The organism is Methylosinus sp. LW3, from assembly GCF_000527115.1.
GTDB lineage: Bacteria > Pseudomonadota > Alphaproteobacteria > Rhizobiales > Beijerinckiaceae > Methylosinus.
Genome location: NZ_AZUO01000003.1, coordinates 257,710 through 276,154 on the forward strand (window position 1 = coordinate 257,710; position 18,445 = coordinate 276,154).

Annotated in this window: 13 protein-coding genes; 5 read left to right on the forward strand and 8 right to left on the reverse strand. The window is 61.4% G+C overall.

The genetic code is table 11. The features are described 5' to 3' along the window. Positions 1 to 8: 8 nt before the first annotated feature. On the forward strand, positions 9 to 731 hold the full coding sequence (locus METLW3_RS0122695; RefSeq protein ID WP_024882036.1) for a hypothetical protein: 723 nt from the start codon (positions 9 to 11) through the stop codon (positions 729 to 731). Positions 732 to 769: 38 nt separating this feature from the next. On the opposite strand, the gene METLW3_RS0122700 is transcribed toward METLW3_RS0122695, so the two are convergent. Continuing rightward, the gene (locus tag METLW3_RS0122700) at positions 770 to 1,183 is read right to left on the reverse strand and encodes a hypothetical protein (RefSeq protein ID WP_024882037.1); all 414 of its coding nucleotides are present in this window, start codon (positions 1,181 to 1,183) and stop codon (positions 770 to 772) included. Between the two features lie 323 nt (positions 1,184 to 1,506). Continuing rightward, entirely contained in the window at positions 1,507 to 2,613 is a 1,107-nt protein-coding gene (locus METLW3_RS0122705) for a hypothetical protein (RefSeq protein ID WP_157516660.1), read from the reverse strand. 898 nt (positions 2,614 to 3,511) lie between these two features. On the opposite strand from METLW3_RS0122705, the gene METLW3_RS0122710 reads away from it, so the two are divergent. Together METLW3_RS0122710 and METLW3_RS0122715 are read left to right on the forward strand one after the other, a co-directional pair. Beyond that, positions 3,512 to 3,793, forward strand: a complete 282-nt coding sequence (locus METLW3_RS0122710) for a hypothetical protein (protein WP_024882039.1) — start codon at positions 3,512 to 3,514, stop codon at positions 3,791 to 3,793. 361 nt (positions 3,794 to 4,154) lie between these two features. Further along, positions 4,155 to 5,066 (forward strand): DUF4375 domain-containing protein, encoded by a 912-nt coding sequence (locus METLW3_RS0122715; RefSeq protein WP_198022870.1) that lies wholly within the window; start codon positions 4,155 to 4,157, stop codon positions 5,064 to 5,066. Positions 5,067 to 5,461: 395 nt separating this feature from the next. Here METLW3_RS0122715 and METLW3_RS0122720 read toward each other — a convergent pair whose 3' ends face one another. The 5 genes from METLW3_RS0122720 to METLW3_RS27145 form a co-directional block, all read right to left on the reverse strand. Then, positions 5,462 to 6,037, reverse strand: a complete 576-nt coding sequence (locus tag METLW3_RS0122720) for a CDP-alcohol phosphatidyltransferase family protein (protein ID WP_024882041.1) — start codon at positions 6,035 to 6,037, stop codon at positions 5,462 to 5,464. A gap of 39 nt (positions 6,038 to 6,076) precedes the next feature. Continuing rightward, the gene (locus tag METLW3_RS29365) at positions 6,077 to 6,943 is read right to left on the reverse strand and encodes a ShlB/FhaC/HecB family hemolysin secretion/activation protein (RefSeq protein ID WP_348625827.1); all 867 of its coding nucleotides are present in this window, start codon (positions 6,941 to 6,943) and stop codon (positions 6,077 to 6,079) included. Then, entirely contained in the window at positions 6,826 to 7,800 is a 975-nt protein-coding gene (locus METLW3_RS29370) for a POTRA domain-containing protein (RefSeq protein ID WP_348625826.1), read from the reverse strand. The genes METLW3_RS29365 and METLW3_RS29370 overlap by 118 nt, the downstream gene beginning before the upstream one ends. 32 nt (positions 7,801 to 7,832) lie before the next feature. Beyond that, positions 7,833 to 14,537, reverse strand: a complete 6,705-nt coding sequence (locus METLW3_RS0122730) for a filamentous hemagglutinin N-terminal domain-containing protein (RefSeq protein ID WP_024882042.1) — start codon at positions 14,535 to 14,537, stop codon at positions 7,833 to 7,835. Between the two features lie 872 nt (positions 14,538 to 15,409). Then, the gene (locus METLW3_RS27145) at positions 15,410 to 15,790 is read right to left on the reverse strand and encodes a hypothetical protein (RefSeq protein WP_024882043.1); all 381 of its coding nucleotides are present in this window, start codon (positions 15,788 to 15,790) and stop codon (positions 15,410 to 15,412) included. A gap of 23 nt (positions 15,791 to 15,813) precedes the next feature. Here METLW3_RS27145 and METLW3_RS27860 point away from each other — a divergent pair, with 23 nt between their 5' ends. Together METLW3_RS27860 and METLW3_RS0122750 are read left to right on the forward strand one after the other, a co-directional pair. Then, positions 15,814 to 16,371 (forward strand): HAMP domain-containing sensor histidine kinase, encoded by a 558-nt coding sequence (locus tag METLW3_RS27860; RefSeq protein ID WP_245267480.1) that lies wholly within the window; start codon positions 15,814 to 15,816, stop codon positions 16,369 to 16,371. Positions 16,372 to 16,557: 186 nt separating this feature from the next. After that, positions 16,558 to 17,646 carry a serine hydrolase domain-containing protein gene (locus tag METLW3_RS0122750; protein WP_024882046.1) on the forward strand — a complete coding sequence of 363 codons (1,089 nt, stop codon included), beginning with the start codon at positions 16,558 to 16,560 and terminating at the stop codon, positions 17,644 to 17,646. A gap of 392 nt (positions 17,647 to 18,038) precedes the next feature. On the opposite strand, the gene METLW3_RS0122755 is transcribed toward METLW3_RS0122750, so the two are convergent. Beyond that, the gene (locus METLW3_RS0122755) at positions 18,039 to 18,428 is read right to left on the reverse strand and encodes a peptidoglycan-binding protein (protein WP_024882047.1); all 390 of its coding nucleotides are present in this window, start codon (positions 18,426 to 18,428) and stop codon (positions 18,039 to 18,041) included. Between the last annotated feature and the right edge of the window lie 17 nt (positions 18,429 to 18,445).

An 18,445-nucleotide genomic window follows, 5' to 3' on the forward strand; every position in this document is an offset into this window, starting at 1 on the left:
AGATCGTCATGCACAAGATCAAATTCCGGATGAGCGGCGACGATCTCAAACCCCGCCGCACCCGCATGGAAATTCCCGGCTGGGCCGGCCAGCCCGAGAAGCGCACAGATGGCGCGCATGAGCACGCCTGGCACTGCGTGCCTTTTTCCGAATACGCCAAATATGGCGTCGAAATCTTCTACCCCTACAAAAACGAGCTGCGCGTTTCGACGAAGAACGGGCGGCTTATTCTCGACGGCGACTTCGGCTCTCCGCCCGATCCCGACCGCAGCTGGCCGCCCTTCCGCGACTTTGGCGGCAGCTATTACACCTATCAGTTGCTGCTCGATCTCAAGCCCGAGCCCGGTTATGCGATCAAAGTCGAGACGCATCCGAGCTTCTATACCGACAGCACGGGCACGGCGCCGATCGCCGTGCCGGCGATCATCCGCGAATGGTGGCCGATGGTCTATTTTCTCGTGTTCAAATCGCCGGCGGAAGGGCAGACGCATATCTTCCGGGCCGACACGCCGATGGCCCAATTCACAATGATCCCGGCGGAAAGCGACGTCGAGCTGGAGCCCATGAGCTTCGACGAAGCGGCTGAACGCGAATTGCAGTCGCGACGCATCCACGCGAGTCGAGAAACGCTCGGCGCCGACTCGCAATGGCTGTCTACCACCGACACGGTTTTCGACGGCACCTATCGCAACATCCAGGGCGCTGCGCGTTCGGCCACGCAGAAGAAATAAAAGACACCGCCGCGCGTGAACGGCGCGACCGGTCATTTTTACCACCAACCGCCATTCCAATGATGATGGTGGTGGTGATGATGGTGGTGGTGATAGCGCGGCGGTCCGTAGTAGTAGCCCCCGCCGCCCCAACCCCAGCCATGGTGATGGTGATGGTGATGGTGATGAGGGTGGTGACGCCAGCGGCGATAATAGGGGTAGCTGTAACCGTAACCGCCGTTATAGGGGTCGCCGTAATATTGCGCCGTCTGAATACCCGGCTCGGGCTGCGAAGCCTCTCGCGCCATGGCCTCTTTCAGGAGCGCCGCGGCGTTCGGAATCGGTTGCAGAAGCTCCGCATAGGAGCTGGGCGACATCACTTCGTCGAGTGTCCTCGCCTCGGCCGCCGGCGTCGCCGCAGCGAGCGGCAGGGCCGAAATTGCGCCGAAAAGTCCGACGGTCTTCTTGTCCATGAGCATTCCCTTCCGCCGGTGCGCGACTCACGCGATCCGGCAACGAAATCGATGCCGAACCATTGTGGCGCGGCAACGACCAAGGTAAGCATCGCGCTCTGCGCATGAACTGCCGGTGAATGGCTGCGTCAGCGGATCATAAGGCGGCAGCAGCTAGGTTCGGAAGTCCGCCCCTTTCATGGACGTCGGAATGCTCGTGTGAGTTTGGAACTTGACGAGCGGCTTTCGACCGAAATGGTATCGATGCGCCAAAAGTGGACGTTCGACGTTGGCCGATCTCGAAGACCTCGATCGCAGCGCTCAACACCGAGCGAAGTCCACACTCAATCCCAGCCGATCGTGGCGCAGACCGAGTTCGGCTGATAACGCTTGTCCGTGAGATACTGGTTGATTTTAGAAAGCAGCCAAGCTTCGTCGTTCCCATGGGAAAGCTCCCTTACGACGAAGTCACGATCACCGAGATTAGCGATCGCCGCCAAGATTGCCTTACGGCGTTCGCGCTTTGGATTCGAACTCAGCGCTTCCCTCAGCGGGCCGACCAGTTTCGGCGCCCAGCGCTTGTCCGCGTAGCATGCGCCTTTGATCCTCGCCAACCGATCGATCGCCCGCGGATCGAGATCGGCGCCGAAGGGAAGAAGATAAGGCGTGGGGTCGACGCCGAGACGCCCGACGGCGGGCAGCAATATTTCTTGCACGGCCGGTCCCCGATCGAGCAGCGCGACGATCTGGTCGGCGTAGGGCTCGAGAAACGCGGGGGCCAATCGAGGGAATGTGTAAGCAGCCTGGCGGGCGGCTGTGTAATCCGGCCCTATCCCATCGGTCGCGATCATTTGAAGCATGTCCGGCATCAGCGCCGCCGTGACGACGGGGTTGCGCTCGAATATTCTATCGAAAGACATGGGCGACCGGATGCGCCGGTCGCGCGCGATGCGGCGCAAGAAGTCGATCGAGGGTGGAGTCCACTCCTTCATATTGGTCGCGTGCTCGAGCCAATCGTGTATCGGCTTTGCCTGTTGGGGATCGAAGGTCTCGGTCCGCGGCAGGTTCAGAACGGCGAGAGCCTCTCTGGTCATCAAGTCGTTGACGCCCTGCCCGCTCGTAGGCTTGGTTTCGACCGCCGCCACGCCCGCCGGCCGCTCGAGCGAAAGACCGAGGCGCGCCAAGGTCCCGTTGAACGAAATCTGATCGATGACAATGCGACGCCTCATGATATCGAGGCCTTCGCTGTGCATACCGTCCATGATCGGACCCCAGATCGCCGGGACCGAGGCCACATCGACTCCGACTTCCGTTTGATGGAGGATTTCAGTTGCTTCGCCGCCTTCCCGCCAATGCGCAGTCACGGTTTTGGTGGTCCTTGGAACCACCAGTCGCAGCGGGCTCGGCTCGTCATCTGGAAGGAGCGACAAGGTGTCGAATTGGATCGTCAACTCGGGCGCTTCTCCGGAGTCTCGCGCCGGCAGGACGCAAGTCGCGGTTTCCGACATCGGGCCGCCAGGCGCGGCGCAGCTTTTTCCGCGCTCGAGCCTGTAGAACGAGCCGGCCGCGGCTCCATCGACCATGACGACCCGCACCCATTCGACCCGACCATAGGTGAGCAGAGCGCGGCATTCGTAACCGCAGACATCCTGATCCATGAATGTCTGATCGTGATCGGCGGAGCGGCGACGAATCTCCAGGGACGTCACCCCGATCAGCCCCGGGGGCGCAAAATCAAATCGCTTGAAGGGTATCGAGACCTCTTCTGCTCGCCTCTGAGCGTCGTATCCAGGGACAATGGCGACGGTCGCCATGATCCCGGCGGAGAGCGCGACGCCTTCCCAGCCCGAGCCGAAGCGCCGACAGACGACGGCGGGCAAGGCGCAAACGCCGTAGACGAACACGGTCGCCGACAAAATGATCGGCAAGCCGAGTCCCAATGTGAGAAACGCCACGATGATCGCCATGTCACGGACCGTCATCAAGGCCGCGAGAGCGCCGATAATGGCAATAGTGACAAAGTACATTAGTAATATCATGCGCGCCTCGAAATCGGCTCTTCGACCTCCCGGCAGTGAATAGCCGCGCCATGACAAGGATCTGTTAAATCGGATACGCAGGCCTCGACTTCGAGCGTCACCAGGAGGGACGGCGCCCTAAGCGTGGACCGGCCGTTTCCAGTGCGATGCGGAGCGCCACTCGGCCCATTGCCCGATTCCGCAAATGACCGCTTCGGGTCGTTTTTTTTGCGCTCCCGAAAGGGAAGGTCGCCTTCGGGAAGGGGAGGATGCCCCTTTCCGTAGCTATTGCCTTTAGCTTCTGTTCACGCTTGAGGGTAGGTTTGGGCCCATGTCCAAAAGAATCGACAAGTCGTGGGTGGTGTTCGCGAGCGTCGAGGACAACGAACGCGGAAAATGCGTCGATGTTTTTTGTCGGCCTGATGGCACTTTTGGATTTGAGGAATTTCGGCGAGATGTCGAGGACGCCGGCGAATGGACACCGCTCGGCTATTATTCAGGGTCAACCTATGCCTCATCAACGGCCGCATATGAGGCCGCCGAAGCCGCTGTTCCTTGGCTCGCTGACATATTGCGTCGTAATCCGGCCCTGAGGCGCCATCCTCGCCGCTAGAGGATGCCGGTACCCGGTACCATTGCAAATCCCGAGGCAGCTCATCGACCGCCCGTAGCCCGAGGCGCTCGCTCATGCCCCGTAGGTAGAGTGACACCGGAACCAATGGCTGCATTGGGTCAGAGTTCCTCGTCTCCGTCCCGAAGGGGGAGGTCCCGCCAGGAGCGGTCCTTCGCCGGAAGGCCTCCGCCAAGAGTTCGCACGATTGCAACAGCCTGGGGCTTTCGCTGCGATTTTCTTGAAGCGATCAGCGGTGAAGACGTGCGACGATCTCGAATATGAGCTAGAGCAGCCCGCGGGAGACACATTTATGCGACAATGGCTTCGTGATCTCACGATTCATTTTGGCATCCTTTTATCGATGAGCGCGCTTGGCGCCGAGGCGCATCCGCGCCTTCGGAACGGCACCGCCAATTTCACGCAGCCGATCGTCGCGACGGAGCGCAAAATGATCTCGATCACCGACAAAAACGCGATCGTCGTCGACGAGAGCGCGGTCAACTCCACCGATCCGGACTATGACATAGTCCAGGCCAATATCGACTTCCTCAATGATCTGCTGGCGCAACATATTCGCTTCGACGAAATGTCGCAGGAGGCGCTGCGCAGCTATGAGGTCGATTATTATCTGGCACAGATGGAGAATGGCGGCTTCCCGCAATTCGTCCTCAATTCGCGCTGGCATGTCGATTCGGTGCGACTGATCCGCGAAGGTCTGGCGGCGATCGGAGCGAAAAAGCATCTCGCGCTTTTCGAGGAGGGGGTCCGCCTCGTCGAATCGCTGGGCGAGGAGCGGTTGAAGAAATTCCTGGAGACGACCATCCATGATTACGGCAAGAGCGCCGAACGCGCCGCGCTCGAAGCGATAGACGGCCGATTTTTCGCTTTGGACAAGACAGAGGATCTGCGTGGTCTCAATCGCGCATGGCTCCGCGCGCATCCCGCCCTCGCGCCGGTAAGCGCGGAACGCATAGCGGCGGAAGTCCGGCGGCGCGGCGAGCAGCTTCCCGATCGCGCCGCGCGCATCGCCGCCGCCGAGGCCGCCGCGCCCCGCTACATGAAGCTCATTCGCGCCCTCGTCGCCAAGGCGGGCCAGCGGCTCGACCGCGTGACGGCCGGCGATCCGATGCGCGAATTCGCCGGCGCGCCGACGACCGCCTGGTATTTCCTAACCGATCAGGGCCTGTTCCATATGGTCGACTCCGGCGGCAAAGCCATCATGTTCCGCGGCCGATCGACGACCGATCGCGTTTGCGAGATCGACGCGCCGTGAGCGGCAGGAGCAAATTTGCTTTCGTCCCGAACCGGGCGCATGGCGATGCTCGTCGCCGCCTCGACGGCGGCGCGATTTCACCCACACCGAAGCCGACGATGGTCCGGTCGTTCGGCCAGCGCCCGCGGTCATTGCTTCGTCGACCGCATTCCTCACAATTCGGCGACAGGATCACGAGGAGAGAAGGGAGCGATGCGCCATGACCGGCCATTCGTCACGGACGACCGGAGGCCTGTTTTCCTGGATTTCGCGGACGTTCGCGCAGCGGCTGGACGCGTCCTATTCCTCGGCTCGGCTCTAGCACATTATTGGCGCCTTTCGACGCTTCGGGGCGCGGCTGCCGATTTTCCCTGGTGAGTCCCGGTTTCGAAGAGATCGGCACGGCGCGCCGGACGTTATTCCACCGCAGCAATTTCTCGGGCGTCCGAAAGAGCCTTGGCGGCAAGGCCGATCACCGCAAAGGCCGCGAGGATCAGAATAGCCGTGTGCAGCCGCGACAGGCCGTCATACACAATCTCGTCGACTCCGGTGACCTGCGTCACGAATGGCCATGCGGCCATGAGGATGCGGAACTCGCTCGGGCCGAGACCGATATAGGACATCGGCCGCGCATGATGCGCGACGGTGCGGAGGTAATTATAGGCCGAGAACAGCAGGTAGCAGACAAGAATGACGAAGGCCGATTGAGGCGATAGAAAAGGCGATGCGCCGAACATCACAATCAAGAGCACTTGCAACAAGAGGTCATTGGTCTGGCCGATGACTTCGAGCTTCCGACTGGTCTCATTGCGGCGCCGGGCGAGCAGCCCGTCGAGCGCCATTCCGAGCCAATTGAGGACCATTCCGGCGACGAAGACAGGCAACCACGCTGAAGACCAGTCGCGGCCGATGAGCGCCGCCGCGGCGATGTCGGCCCCAATGACGCCGATTTTCGTCAGGCGCCGCGGCGTCGCTGATTGCTTCTTCGGCACCGCTCTCCCTATTCGTCCTGCTGACCTGCGCGATCGTCCTCAGAAGGTGAATCCGACCTGCAACAGCCCCTTGGTGTGGCGGTCGTAAGCCGTCGCGCCGCTGTTCGTCCCATAGGTGTGTGCGGCTTGCGCCTTCAGCACCAGCAGGCTGCCGCCGCCAATGTCATAGGTCGCATAATAGCCGACGCCGACATCATTGACGCCCGTATAGCTCCGCTGCGTCGTCGTATAGGAGCCGTTCTCCAGCCAGACGCCGCCTATGTCGGTGAACACGCCGAGCGCATGGCGGTAATTCTCGATCTGCGGCAGCGCATATTTCAATTCCGGCGTGACGATATAGCCGCTGTCGCCGGCGAGCCCTTCGTCGAAGGAGCGCACGCCCCAGAAGCCGCCGAGACTGAACTGCTCGCTGCTGTCGAGATTGCCATCGAGCGCCTTTTGCGCGCGCAGATAGGTCGACAGGGAGAATTTCTCATCGAGCGCGATCGTCGCATTCACCGAGAGATTGATGCGATAGAAATTGCCGACCGTATCGGCGCCGGAACGGTTCTGAATCTTCTGCGTCACATCGAGATAATTCACATAGCCCGAGGTGAAGGAGAGCGTCGAGCTCGTCGCCAGCGGCAGGCCGAACAAATCCTGCGCCGCGTCGCGCGTCACGCCGATCGTGCCGAGCGCTATGTTGCGACTGGCGGTCGATGTGTCGGCGATTTTATCGTTCAGCCATTTATGGGTGAAATTCGCAAAGAACGAGATGCTCTCCTCGCGCTGGCGTATCAGCGCATAGCTCAAAGTTCCGGTGATCGCATAGGCGCTGCCGGTGGCGTCGAGATCCTTATAGGCGCCGCCGAGAGCATAAGTCGTGCGATAGGCGCCGATCTCCGCGCGCAGACCATCCCGCCCGATCGGAACCGAATAGGCGACGCGGCCATTGGCGAGAGCGGCGCGCGTTCCGAGACGATCGCCGAGCCCGACAGACGATCGCCGAAGCCGAGCGGCGAGTTGATGGCGAAGCCGCCGTTCAGACGGTCGCGGCCCGTATAGGGCGAGCCGAAATTATCCCCGAGCAGATAGCCTTCGACACACTTGCCTTCCGGCACGGCGAATTGAAAATCCGATGTCTCTTGCTGCTTGCCGGGCGAGACCACGATACGCGGAACGCCGGCGCCGGGAAGATCGGAGAGCCGGAGCAGAGCGCGCTCGAGCGCGCGGCCGTGGATGAGCGCCTCATCCTCGAGCGCCGTATCGACGACGCCTTGCAGGAAGCCCGTGTCGACGGCGGAAGGGTTTTTGACGAGCACGCTGCCATATTTGCCGACGACGAGCTTGATCTTCAACGAGCCGCTGCGCGCATCTTGCGCCGGCACATAGGCCTTGGCGACGAGATAGCCCTTGGCGCGATAGAGCAACGTCACCTTGTCGGCGGCGCCGTAAATGTCGTCGAGCGTGAGCTTGCGGCCTTCATATGGCGCGAGGATTTCGCGCAGCTCGGACTCTTGGACGAGGAGCGGCCCTTCGACGATGAAATGCTTGACGAGGAGCGTCTCTTTGCTGGCGAGGGTGAAGCGCGGCTCGGCGAGCTGCGGCAGCACGGGCGCGCTCGTGCGTGGCGCAATAGGGCGCGACTCCACCGCCTGACGAACAGCGTCGCCGATATTGTAGGGCAGCATAGGTGTGGGCGCGGTTTGCGCGAAGGCTCGCGGCGCAGCGAGGAAAAGCGCCGGCGCAGCGGCGCAGGAGAGGAGCAGAGGGCGGAAATACATTCGGGGCTCGACCTTTCTGGTCCTTGCGCGTTTCATTGGGCCTTCGGGGCGGGCGCGGGGTTTTTACGGTCTGTTCCGAGATCGAAATGCTGGCCGTCGACCTCTATGCTGCGGATGCGGGCGCGATAGCCGGCGCCCGGCGAGGAGGCGCGGACCTTATGAGGTCCACTCGTCGTCGAAGCGTGCTGCGCATGCGCGCGGAGCGCCGGCAAAGGCGTCTGCGCGGGCTCGCCGCCTTGAATATTGGCGTCGACGTCCGAGGAGGATGCGGCCTCCACGGCCGCTCTGCCCGCCGCGGCGAGCGACCCGTCGGGCGCTGAGGTCGGCGCCGCCGCCCGATTGGAGATCACATTGCCGGCGCCGCTCGCCGCTTGCTGCGTCTGGGCCTGACGAGCGGCCGCCGCCGCCCTCGCGGCAGCGGCGGCGTCAGCGGCAGCCGCGCGCGCCGCCAACACCTGGTTTATCGTGCCATTGATATAGGCGGGCGCGTCCTTGATCTGCGCGCTGGTCAGGCCGACTGCTTTGATGTTGCCGGCGGAAGGCCGTGATCCCAAGCCCGATGGAAAATTGGTCGCCGGCACGCCGGGATTCGCCTCAGCATTGTAGTAGCTGTTACTTATGACGCCCGACGTCGTGCTGTCGGCGGTGCCGCTGTCGTTCACATTCGTACCGGCGATTCCTCCCACATAGGCGCCGCTGGGACCTGTGACGACGCCAGCGGCGTAGGAATCGGCGATCACTCCCGTGTTTCCTCCGACCAGGCCGCCGACGGTGGTGGAGGGGGAGTTCGTGGCGCCGAGCGCGGTCGCATTGCCGGTCGCGTAGGAGTGGGAAATGGAGCCCCCCACATTGTTGCCGACCAGGCCGCCCACTCCCGTGCTCCCGACGACATTGCCGGTGGCGTATGAGCCGGTGACCGCGCCGCCGAAATTTGAGCCGGTCAGACCGCCGACCGAATTATTGCCTGTCACATTGCCGGTCGCATAGGAATTGGCGATATTCGTCGTTCCGGAGCCGACGAGGCCGCCGACGCCAAATCCGGTGGTCGATCCGGTGACATTGCCGGTGGCGTAGGAGTTGGAGATCACGCCGGTTCCGCTATTCGAGGAGCCGCCGTTCTGTATGTAGCCGACGAGGCCGCCGGCGCCGTCCCCGAGACCGCCGGTAAAGGTCACATTTCCCGTGGCATGGGAGTTGGTGACCGCGAAGGTCGTGTTGGAGCCGTAAGTGACGCGTCCGATCAGGCCGCCAATTCCGGGCGTCGTGCTGACCTCGATGCTCTGCTGACCAGTGACATTGCCGGTCGCGTAGCTGTTGTCGATGGTGAGATTCGCAATCGCGGCCGAAGCCTGGCCGATGAGACCGCCGAGACCGTAACCGCCGGTGACGTCGCCGGTCGCAAAGGAGTTCTTGATTACGGTCGATGTGGCGCCGCCGGGAATGGTTCCGATCAGGCCGCCCATGAAAGCGGATGTCGAGCCGCCGACGAGAGCTCCCGTCGCGTAGGAATCATATACATTCGTGTTGGAGGCATAGCTGAGCAGGCCGCCGCAGCTTCCGCTCGTGGTGATCGTCCCGCTCGCGTGAGAGCGGTAGATGTTTTCATATTGCGAATAGCCGATCAGTCCGCCCTGACCGCCGGTTCCGCTCACATCGGCGGTCGAGAAGCTGTCCGAGATGGTCGTGAACACGCCATTGGTGCTGCCGCTGATGCCGAGCAGGCCTCCGGCATTGTCGCCGTGGATCGAGCCCGTGCTGTAGGCCTTGCTGATCGTCGCCAGATTTGTGCCGACCAGCGCGCCGATGAACTGCCCGTTGGCGGGCTGGCCATTGGTCAGGCCCGTCGAGCTGATATTCACATCGACGACGCCGATATCGCGGATGAGGCTGCCGGCCGTGGTCTGGCCGATGAGGCCGAGATTATTGACCGCGCGGCCATTCGCAGCGCCCGTCGCATTGATCGTCAAATTGGCGAACGTATGGCCGAGGCCGGCCAGAGTGCCGGAGAATTTCTCGATCAGCGCATCCGTGTAGGTCTTCCCCGCCGCATCGATATTCTGCCCCAGTGCATAATTGCCGGAGACGCTCGCCGCCGTGGTCCCGGGGAGGACGGTGGCGTCATGGCCGTCGAGCGCGTCGAGCTGCGCGACATTCTGGATGAGCGTGTAGCTCGTTCCGTTGATCTTCAGGCCGGCGCTCGCGCCGCTCAGCGTCACGCTGGCGTATTGCGTTCCGGCGGGCGCCAGCAGCGCGATCGGATAGCCATTGGAGTCGAAAGTGACGCCGCTATAGGTCGCCGGCGATAGGATAGTATAGTCGCCGCCGTAGCTCATCGCGAGGCCGGCGCTCGCGCCGCTCGCGGTGAGGGAGGCGTTGATATTGATATTATTGCTCGCCCCTAGCCCGAGCGTCGTGCTCGCGGACCAGCTCACCGGATCATTGATCGTGATGTCGCCGTTGATTGCATTGACGTTGAAATTGCGCGCGGCGAGCGTTCCCGCGACGAATTGCGCCGCGACCCCGGCAGAGCCGATAGTGACGCTCGGCTGTGTCCAGGACCATGTTCCATTCGTTCCGGTGTTCAACGATAGATCGTTGGCGACGGAAATCGTCTTGCCCGCTGTCTCGAGTAGCCCGCCATCGCCGCTCGTCGCTGCGAGATCGATCTTGCCGCCGACTTTCGCCGTCCCGCCGAGATTGCCGACGATATAGCTGCTCAATCCCGAATTGGCGGAGCTCAGCGTCAAATTCAGCGTGTTTCCGGCGACGAGCAAGGCCTTGCCGCCGCGCGCCGTCACATTGCCCGATTGCTCGACGGCGTTGTTGCTGGCGAGGGCGAGGAAGCCGCCGTCGACGATGACGATATCGCCGGCCGCGACGACCGAGCCCGTACCGCCGGATGCGACGAAGAGATAATTGCCCGCGTTGAAATTGGCGTCGCTGACATTGAGCGTGCTCGCGACCAACGCGCCGACATTGACGCTCGAGCCGGCCGTCAAAAGTACGCCGGCCGAATTCAAGATGAACACGCGGCCGTTGGAATTCAGCGCGCCGGCGATAATGCTCTGCTCATTGCCGGTGACCCGATTGAGCACGACCGAGCTCGCCGAAGGCTGGACGAAATTCACCGTCTCGCCTGCGGCGATCGAGAAGCGGAACCAGTCGATGATCGCGCGGTCGGTGGTCTGCGTGACGGTCGTCGTCGCGCCGGATGTGGCGATCGACGCCGAGCCGCTGACGACATGATCGAGCGCGAGACTCTGCGAGCCCAGCACCACCGAGCCCACGGCGCCGACGACGGTGTAATTGCGATTGCTGACGGTGAGACCGCTGAAATCGGTGATCGTCTGCACTCCCGCCGCAGCGCCGGAGATCTTCGCCGAGCCGCCGAGGCTCACGGCATCGCCGGCGACGAGATTCATGGCCGTCAGATTGCCGCCAGTGATATTCGTAGAGCCGTCGGGGGATCGCGTCCCATAGATCGTCAAGGGCAGCGGCGCGATATTGGCCGTCGTCTGCGCCGCGGTGCTCTGCAGCAGGTAATTGCCGGCGTCTGTTCCCGTCAGCGTCAGGCCGGAGACTGTGACCGCTTTTCCGGTTCCCACATTCTTGTCGGAGAATTGCGGCGTCGCGTAGGCGAGCGCGAGATTGTCGCCGGCGACCGTGCCGGGCAATGACCAAGCGATGGCGTCGTCCGTCGTGCCGTCATACACCTTGTTTTGTCCAGCGACGGTCGCGGTGATGGGCTTTTGTCCGACCGTCGCCGTCGTCGTCTTGGCGACGGAATAATTGCTCGCCTTGCCGCCATTGGCTCCGTCGGCCACCGTATAAGCGATGTTGACCGTCTTGCCGGTTCCGGCGTTCTTGTCCGCGAAAGCGGCGGATGTGTAATTAATATTCAGCGTCTGATTGCCGACGAGACCGACGAGGCCCCCATTGGCGACGCCACTCACCAAGGTCGCGGATGTCGTGCCGTCATAGACCTTGTCCGCCACGGCGCCCGAGATGGTCAGCGCTTTCGGACTGACGGTGACGACGCCTTTGACGTTCTTATAGACCGAGGACAATAGGCTCGACGCATTCCATGCCCCGGCGTCGACAAAACCGTTGCTCGTCGCCGCGATGAAGGGGTTATTGGTCGTCGAGGCGGCGCTATCGACCGCCGAGAGCGTTCCGCCGCCACCCTGCAAGCCGAGCGTCCTCAGCGACAGGCTCGCGCCTGAGAATGTGGCGGAGCCATAAGAAGGCGCCGTGCTCGTCGCCACATAGACGGGTATTTGCGCCAGGATCGGAAAGCCGGACGTCGAGGCGGCCCAGATCGACGAATCAAATCCCGCATAGCTCGCGAAAGTCGCCGCCTCTGTCGCGGTGAGGCTCTTGGCGCTGGAGCTGTCGGTGGGGACGGTCGCACCCGAGGCGCTGCTCGCCGACCAATAGGCGTTGGTGATCGTGCCGCCGGTATTGTCGAACACAAAGCCATAAAGCGGCGTCGAGCTGCTGCCCGCCGAATATTCCGTCGCATAGACATTGCTGATCGCGCCGGAGTTCTTATAGGCGAATCCCGCAGCCCAGACAGCGGAGGCATTGGTCGTGTTGAGCGCGTTCGTGTAGGAATTGGTTATCGTTCCGGAGTTCTCGCCGACGAAGCCGCCGACGTGAGGCCCTTGCGCATAGAGGGTGGATAAAGGCGGGGCTGACACATAGGACTGGTCGATGACGCCGGTGTTCTTGCCGACGAAGCCGCCCGCGATGGAGGTCGTATCGTTCAGTCGCAAGGTGAGGATAGTGTAGGATCGATCGATCTCGCCGGAGTTTACGCCGACGAAGCCGCCGGCGTAGGTCGGGGTGGTGGTGTCCTGCGAGAAAATGAGGCCAGTGTTCGCCGAATTGAGGCGAGTGAAGCTGTCGACGATCTTGCCGCTCGCCTCATTCACGCCGACGAGGCCGCCGCTGATTCCGATCGTAAAGACATTGCCGGCAGAATAGCTCTGCGCGATCAAGCCGAAATTATCGCCTACGAGCCCCCCCGCGATGGCGACATTGGTATTAGCGACATTCATTGCGGCGAAACTGTCGACGATCGTTCCGCGATTGACATTGGCGAGCGCGCCGACCGCCGATTTCGCGGCTGCGACGCCAGCGACCGATCCGCCGGACAGGCCGACATTGCTGATGGTCGCGCCGGCGCCGACGGTGCCGAACAGGCCGGTCGCAGAGAGCGAAGGTGAATTAAACAAATGGCCGAAGCCGTTGAAGGTTCCGGTGAAGACGCTCGCTTCGCCGAGCGTCTTCGCGGAGCTGACGTCGGCGCCGAGCACATAGCGCCCGCTCAGGTCTTTCGTCACAGCGGCGAAGCCAGCGGCGTTGCTGATGACGGTGTATGCGTCGCCATTCAGCGTCACGGTTCCTGCGCCGCTGAAATTGATCTTGCCGACATAAGTGTAGGCTCGATCGGCTGTTCCTATCAGCGTGTAGAGGCCCTTGGGCGAGCCGTCCGCATTGAAGCCGGTTCCGTAATTCCCGGCGAAGGAGGCCGTGCCGGTGGCCGTCATCACATTATCGACGAAGATGTTGTTGGTGGCCGTAAGCGTCAGCTTGTTGCCCGACCAGCTGACAGCATCATTGACATAGATGTTGCCGTCGGCGCCGTTGCCGTTCGTCGACGCTATGGTGACATTGTTCGAGGCGAGTTGCGTCGTCAGCGCCGCGCCGGTGATATCGCCGCCGAGGCCGATGGTGAAACCATCTGGGTCGATGATCCAGCTTCCCGTTGCGCCATTGGCCGCGGCGGTCGTGATGGTCGCGCTGTCGGCAATCGTCACCTTGCTGCCGGACGTCTCGATCGTGCCGCCATTGCCGCCCTTGGGCGCCGAGGCGTCGAGCTTTCCGGTCACATTGACGGAGCCGCCGTGGGCCAGCAGCTTGATCTTGCCGACCTTCACCGAGCCGCCGCTCGACGTCGCGCCGCCGGTGAGATCGGCGAGCGTTCGCGCCTTGATGATCCCGCTATTGTTCACCTGCGCGGAGAGCAGATCGTCTGCCGCTTTCGCGGTCAGCACGACCTGACCGCCATTGGCCTTGATCAGCCCTTTGTTCTCGACCAGCGCGTTATAAGTCCCCTTGTCGATGGTGACGTCGATGAGCGAATCGCCCTCGAAATTGAGCGTCATCTGCTCGCCGGAGGCGAGGGCGACCGTTCCGAGCTTCGCCTTGATCGTTCCTTCATTGGAGACGGCCTTGCCGAGCAGAGCGACATAGCCGCCTTCGCTCGCCTTGATCGTCCCCCGATTGACGACCGAGGCGGCGGAAGAGCCCGAGAAGACGTAATTTCCAGCCATGAAATTGGCATTGGAAATGTCGAGTGTCGAGGCGACGAGGCCGCCGACATTCACCTGAGCGTCCTTGCCGAACAATATACCGTTAGAATTGACGAGAAACACCTTGCCATTGGCGTTGAGCGCGCCGGAGATGACGCTCTGCTCATTGCCGACGACGCGGTTCAGCGTCACCGACATCGGCGTGGGCTGCAAGAAATTCACCGTCTCGCCGGCGCCGATCGAAAAGCCCTGCCAATTTATGATGGCGCGATTGGTCGATTGGACGACATTGGTGACATTCGTCGTGGAGGAGATCGTCGCTGCGCCATCGACCACGACGCCGCCTGTCGGATTGGCCAGCGCGAAGCTGGGCAGAGCGAGGACAGCTGTGATCGCCGTCGTCGCGGAAAGCGCCCCCATGGAGCGTGCAGGTCGTCCAAAGCAGATGGGATCGAGTACCGCTGGATGTACTTTTGCTATTTGTCTTGCATCGCAGCTAGAACGCATAAATCCCCCGTATCGAATGCAAGCCGAGGCGCCTCGAGCAGTCCCTGAGCGTCGACGCGGACTTGTCGCAGGCGCTTTTAGCGGCTTTTAATCAGCTTATCCTTTGCTAAGTGCTACATTTACATTACGAATGCAAATTCACGCAATGCTGAAACGGTGGGCTCCGGGCTTATTTTTGCGCCAGAGGCGCCGTGCAATGGCGCCAAGATAGTAAGCATCGCCACAACCGGCGTTCCTGTTCGAAATATGCAAAGCTGCTTATGGAACGAGTCGGCGATGTGAGAACGCGCGCCCTCTGCGACGCAAGGCGGGCTAGTATCTGTTCATGTAAACTAGATAAATATCCCTCTGGCGGGAGAGAGTTCGGAAAAATGCAGCCGGTCCGGTTTGGACGATGATCGATTGCGGCGTCATTGTTTCTGGTCCGGGCTCAACGCATATTCGGCGCAGCGCCCGCGGTTCGTTCCGGTCCCGACGAGAAGTAAGAGGCGCGCCATGCGCCCGCAGGCCGCGGCCATGATGGCAAATGACCGGATATGACGCGAGAATGTCAGCTATCGGTGGAAGCGGGCGTTCGCCCTTCGGCAGGGCTGGGTCTCCTTCGGGTCACAGTTCCTCGTTCGCCGTCCCGGGACGGGAAGGTCACGCCATAACCGGCCATTCGACCTGCATGATCCGAGAGACCGCTTTGTCTGAACATCGCGGACGTTCGCAGCGGAGGATCTCCTACGGCTCGGCTGAACGTCTCGTGACGCTTTTCGCGCTCCACCGGTGGTGGGGGTTGGCTATGCCGAGTCGGCGACGCGCGTCTGCGCGCGGCGGCGTCGATAATCGGCGATGGCGCGCGCGATCGGATGCCGTCGGTCGAAGGCGAGTTCGGCGATGGGCGTAGCGAAGATCGCAGGGGCGTCGTCGTCGCCGACCTCGACCTGGCACATGAGGCCGAAGGCGTCGCCGGCGTCGAACACATTGGTCACGCGGCATCGACGGTCCGAGTCCCGGCGGCGCGCGGCTGCGATCGACGCGGTCAGCGACCGTCCTCGCGGATGCGCCATGAGAGGCAAGCATCGTCGAAGCACTTCCATCAGGCGGCGTGCGTCGGCGGCGTGCGCCACGCGTAGCCGATCGACGTCGCGAGCATTCATGTCTCGAATGATTTCGGTCATGTCAAAATCTGCTTGTGTGCAAAATGTCGGCGCGGGCGTATCCACGCCACAGTGGAGCAGCTTCTCATCGCGGCGCGTCTCTCCGAGAATCAGACGGCGGTCGATCAGGAGGTCGATCTATTGGAGACGGTAGTCAGATTGTCGCCGATCATTCGCCGCTCGCTCGGCGCAGCGAGCGCAAGATCGCTTTCGAGAGCGACGATCCCGGCATCCTGGTTCGCGGCAATCAGCGGGCGGTCGAATCGGTCGTCGCCAATCTCATTGTCAACGCTCTGAGAGCGGAGCCGGTCGGGGGAATGGTGCTCGTCCGAGTGCGCTCCGACGCGGTCGTGGAAGAGATCGACCACGGCGAGGGCGTCGCACCCGTTGACCGCGAGGCGATTTTCGAACCATTCTGGCGCAAGAGCGAAGTGACGCTCGGCTCGGGTCTCGTCCTCGCCATCGCCAAAGAGCTGATGGCGAAGCTCCACGGCCGCATATGGATCGACGACACGCCGGGCGGCGGTGCGACGTTCAAGCTGTTGTTTCCGGCGACGATTCTACATGAGCGCTTTGATCGCTCCTCTCGAAGTCAGCTATGAGTATCCTGCGAACAATCGCCCGAGTTCGATCCCTCCGGGGTCTGGAGTTTCAAACGTCTACGACGCCGATCGGCGTTGAGACCCTTCTCTGATCAACTGACAAAAGACGGGGATGTCGCGCGGCGATCAACTTTTCCGACATATTTCTATCATTGCCTTGTGCGGCGGCTTCCGGAGGCCACAAGAATGTTTCACGCTTTCAACGCGCGCACTCATGCGCAGACTTTATCGGAAAGGCTCGACCTCATGCTGTCGCGCCGTTTCAATCCCGACGAACCAGGCGCTGCGATTATTGTCACCAAAAATGGAGAACCTCTATTCCGCGCCGCCTATGGCTCCGCGGATGTCGAGCGCGAAATCGCTCTCGATCCAGGCATGACCTTTCGATTGGGGTCGTTGACGAAGCAATTCACGGCCGTCGCCATCATGATCCTCGCCGAACAGGGAAAGCTCTCTGTCCAGGAGGATATTCGTGAATATCTATCCGACTATCCGACCCATCGAAGAAGCATCACAATCGAGCATTTGTTGACCCATACGTCGGGTGTCAAGAGCTATACGGACATGCCGAATTTCAAGGACTTGATGGCTAGAGACATGTCGGTCGACGAAATGATCGATTACTTCAAGAATGAACCATTGCAATTTGAGCCGGGTGCTAAGTTCGCCTACAGCAATTCTGGATATTTCCTGCTCGGGGCGATCATCGAACAGATTTCCGGAGGCCCATACGCGTCGTTCATGGCCGAGAAAATTTTCGAGCCGCTTTGTCTGAGGGGGACCGCTTATGAAGGATTCGAGCGCGTCTCCACCCCGAAAGCCGTCGGCTATAGCCGTAAAAGGCGGGTCGCGCCGATCAGCATGACACAACCCTACGCCGCAGGCGCGTTGGTTTCCACCGTCGACGATCTCGCGCGTTGGGACGCCGCAATTTCATCAGGCAAGCTTCTCAGCGCAGAGTCCTGGAGGCGGGTCTTCGCACCGTTCAAATTAAACAACGGCCGGATGACAAGCTACGCCTACGGATGGGGCCTCGGACCATCCCGTCCTTTGCAGATGTTCGAGCATGGCGGCGGCATTCCTGGCTTTGCCACCCATGCGATCCGCGTTCCCGACGGGAAGGTCTATGTCGCCGTGCTGATGAATGATGACGGCGGCGATCCCGGCCTTATCAATTTCGTGCGACTTCTCTGGAGCGGTCGCATTCCATCGGCGCTCGCGTCACGCGCGATGGCAATCACCGTCCTCGGGAATCAGGCCGCGGGTCGAGCATAAGACGAATTGCCGAATAGTCGCATAGGTGCCATAGCCAGAGCTCGAACTGTTCCATTCGACCCCGCGCGCGTCTAGCTAACACGGGAATGTCGGCTATCGGCGGCAGCGGTCGCTCGCCCTTCGGGAGAGACCCGGCCGCTTGGGGTCAGAGTTCCTCGTTCGCGGTCCCGAGCGGCCAAGGGGCGCCAGGAGCGGACGTTCGGGCTCGACCAACGCCTCATGGCTTCGCGCGGTAACGCTCCAGCGTTACGGAAAACTCGTCCCAGGACAAGGTTTTCGTGAAATGGATTTTTGGACGTATTTTTCGACAAGTCGTGATGGCAAAATGGAGGTATTTCGACAATTCATCTGTGGATGTGGGCGCGCGGTTCAGGAATCCGCACTGACAAAGGTCATGCGTCTTTCCTGAGCGCGTCTGCGTACTGCTGAATCAATAAAGCGATTGTCGGATCGGAGAATGACGCTGGCGTAAGTGCTCCTTTGTCAAAGTTGATACCAAAGCGACCGATATAGAGATTGCCCATCAAACCGACTAGGTGTTGTTGAAACAGCTTCAGAATCGTCGGGCCCATGGGATCGACTCTACCATCCACGATAGATCCATTCTTTTTTTGAAAATTAGAAATGGCTGAGATCGTTTTCGGCCCTACAATCCCGTCAACCTTTAGTAACATTTGCTTTTCCCTTGCAAGCGAATCGTTGAGCAATCGTTGGGTGACGCGGACATCGCTTGCGTTGTTCGCCCCGCCCTGCCCTACAGAGCCTAATATGACGTTAGCCATTGGGGGACCTCATGGTA

Coding starts and splice junctions, on each gene's coding strand:
- METLW3_RS0122750 (WP_024882046.1), top strand. CDS start 16,558: ATGTTTCACGCTTTCAACGCGCGCACTCATGCGCAGACTTTATCGGAA.
- METLW3_RS0122700 (WP_024882037.1), bottom strand. CDS start 1,183: ATGGACAAGAAGACCGTCGGACTTTTCGGCGCAATTTCGGCCCTGCCG.
- METLW3_RS27860 (WP_245267480.1), top strand. CDS start 15,814: ATGTCGGCGCGGGCGTATCCACGCCACAGTGGAGCAGCTTCTCATCGC.
- METLW3_RS0122730 (WP_024882042.1), bottom strand. CDS start 14,537: ATGGGGGCGCTTTCCGCGACGACGGCGATCACAGCTGTCCTCGCTCTG.
- METLW3_RS0122715 (WP_198022870.1), top strand. CDS start 4,155: ATGAGCGCGCTTGGCGCCGAGGCGCATCCGCGCCTTCGGAACGGCACC.
- METLW3_RS0122695 (WP_024882036.1), top strand. CDS start 9: ATGCACAAGATCAAATTCCGGATGAGCGGCGACGATCTCAAACCCCGC.
- METLW3_RS27145 (WP_024882043.1), bottom strand. CDS start 15,790: ATGACCGAAATCATTCGAGACATGAATGCTCGCGACGTCGATCGGCTA.
- METLW3_RS0122755 (WP_024882047.1), bottom strand. CDS start 18,428: ATGGCTAACGTCATATTAGGCTCTGTAGGGCAGGGCGGGGCGAACAAC.
- METLW3_RS0122710 (WP_024882039.1), top strand. CDS start 3,512: ATGTCCAAAAGAATCGACAAGTCGTGGGTGGTGTTCGCGAGCGTCGAG.
- METLW3_RS29370 (WP_348625826.1), bottom strand. CDS start 7,800: ATGTATTTCCGCCCTCTGCTCCTCTCCTGCGCCGCTGCGCCGGCGCTT.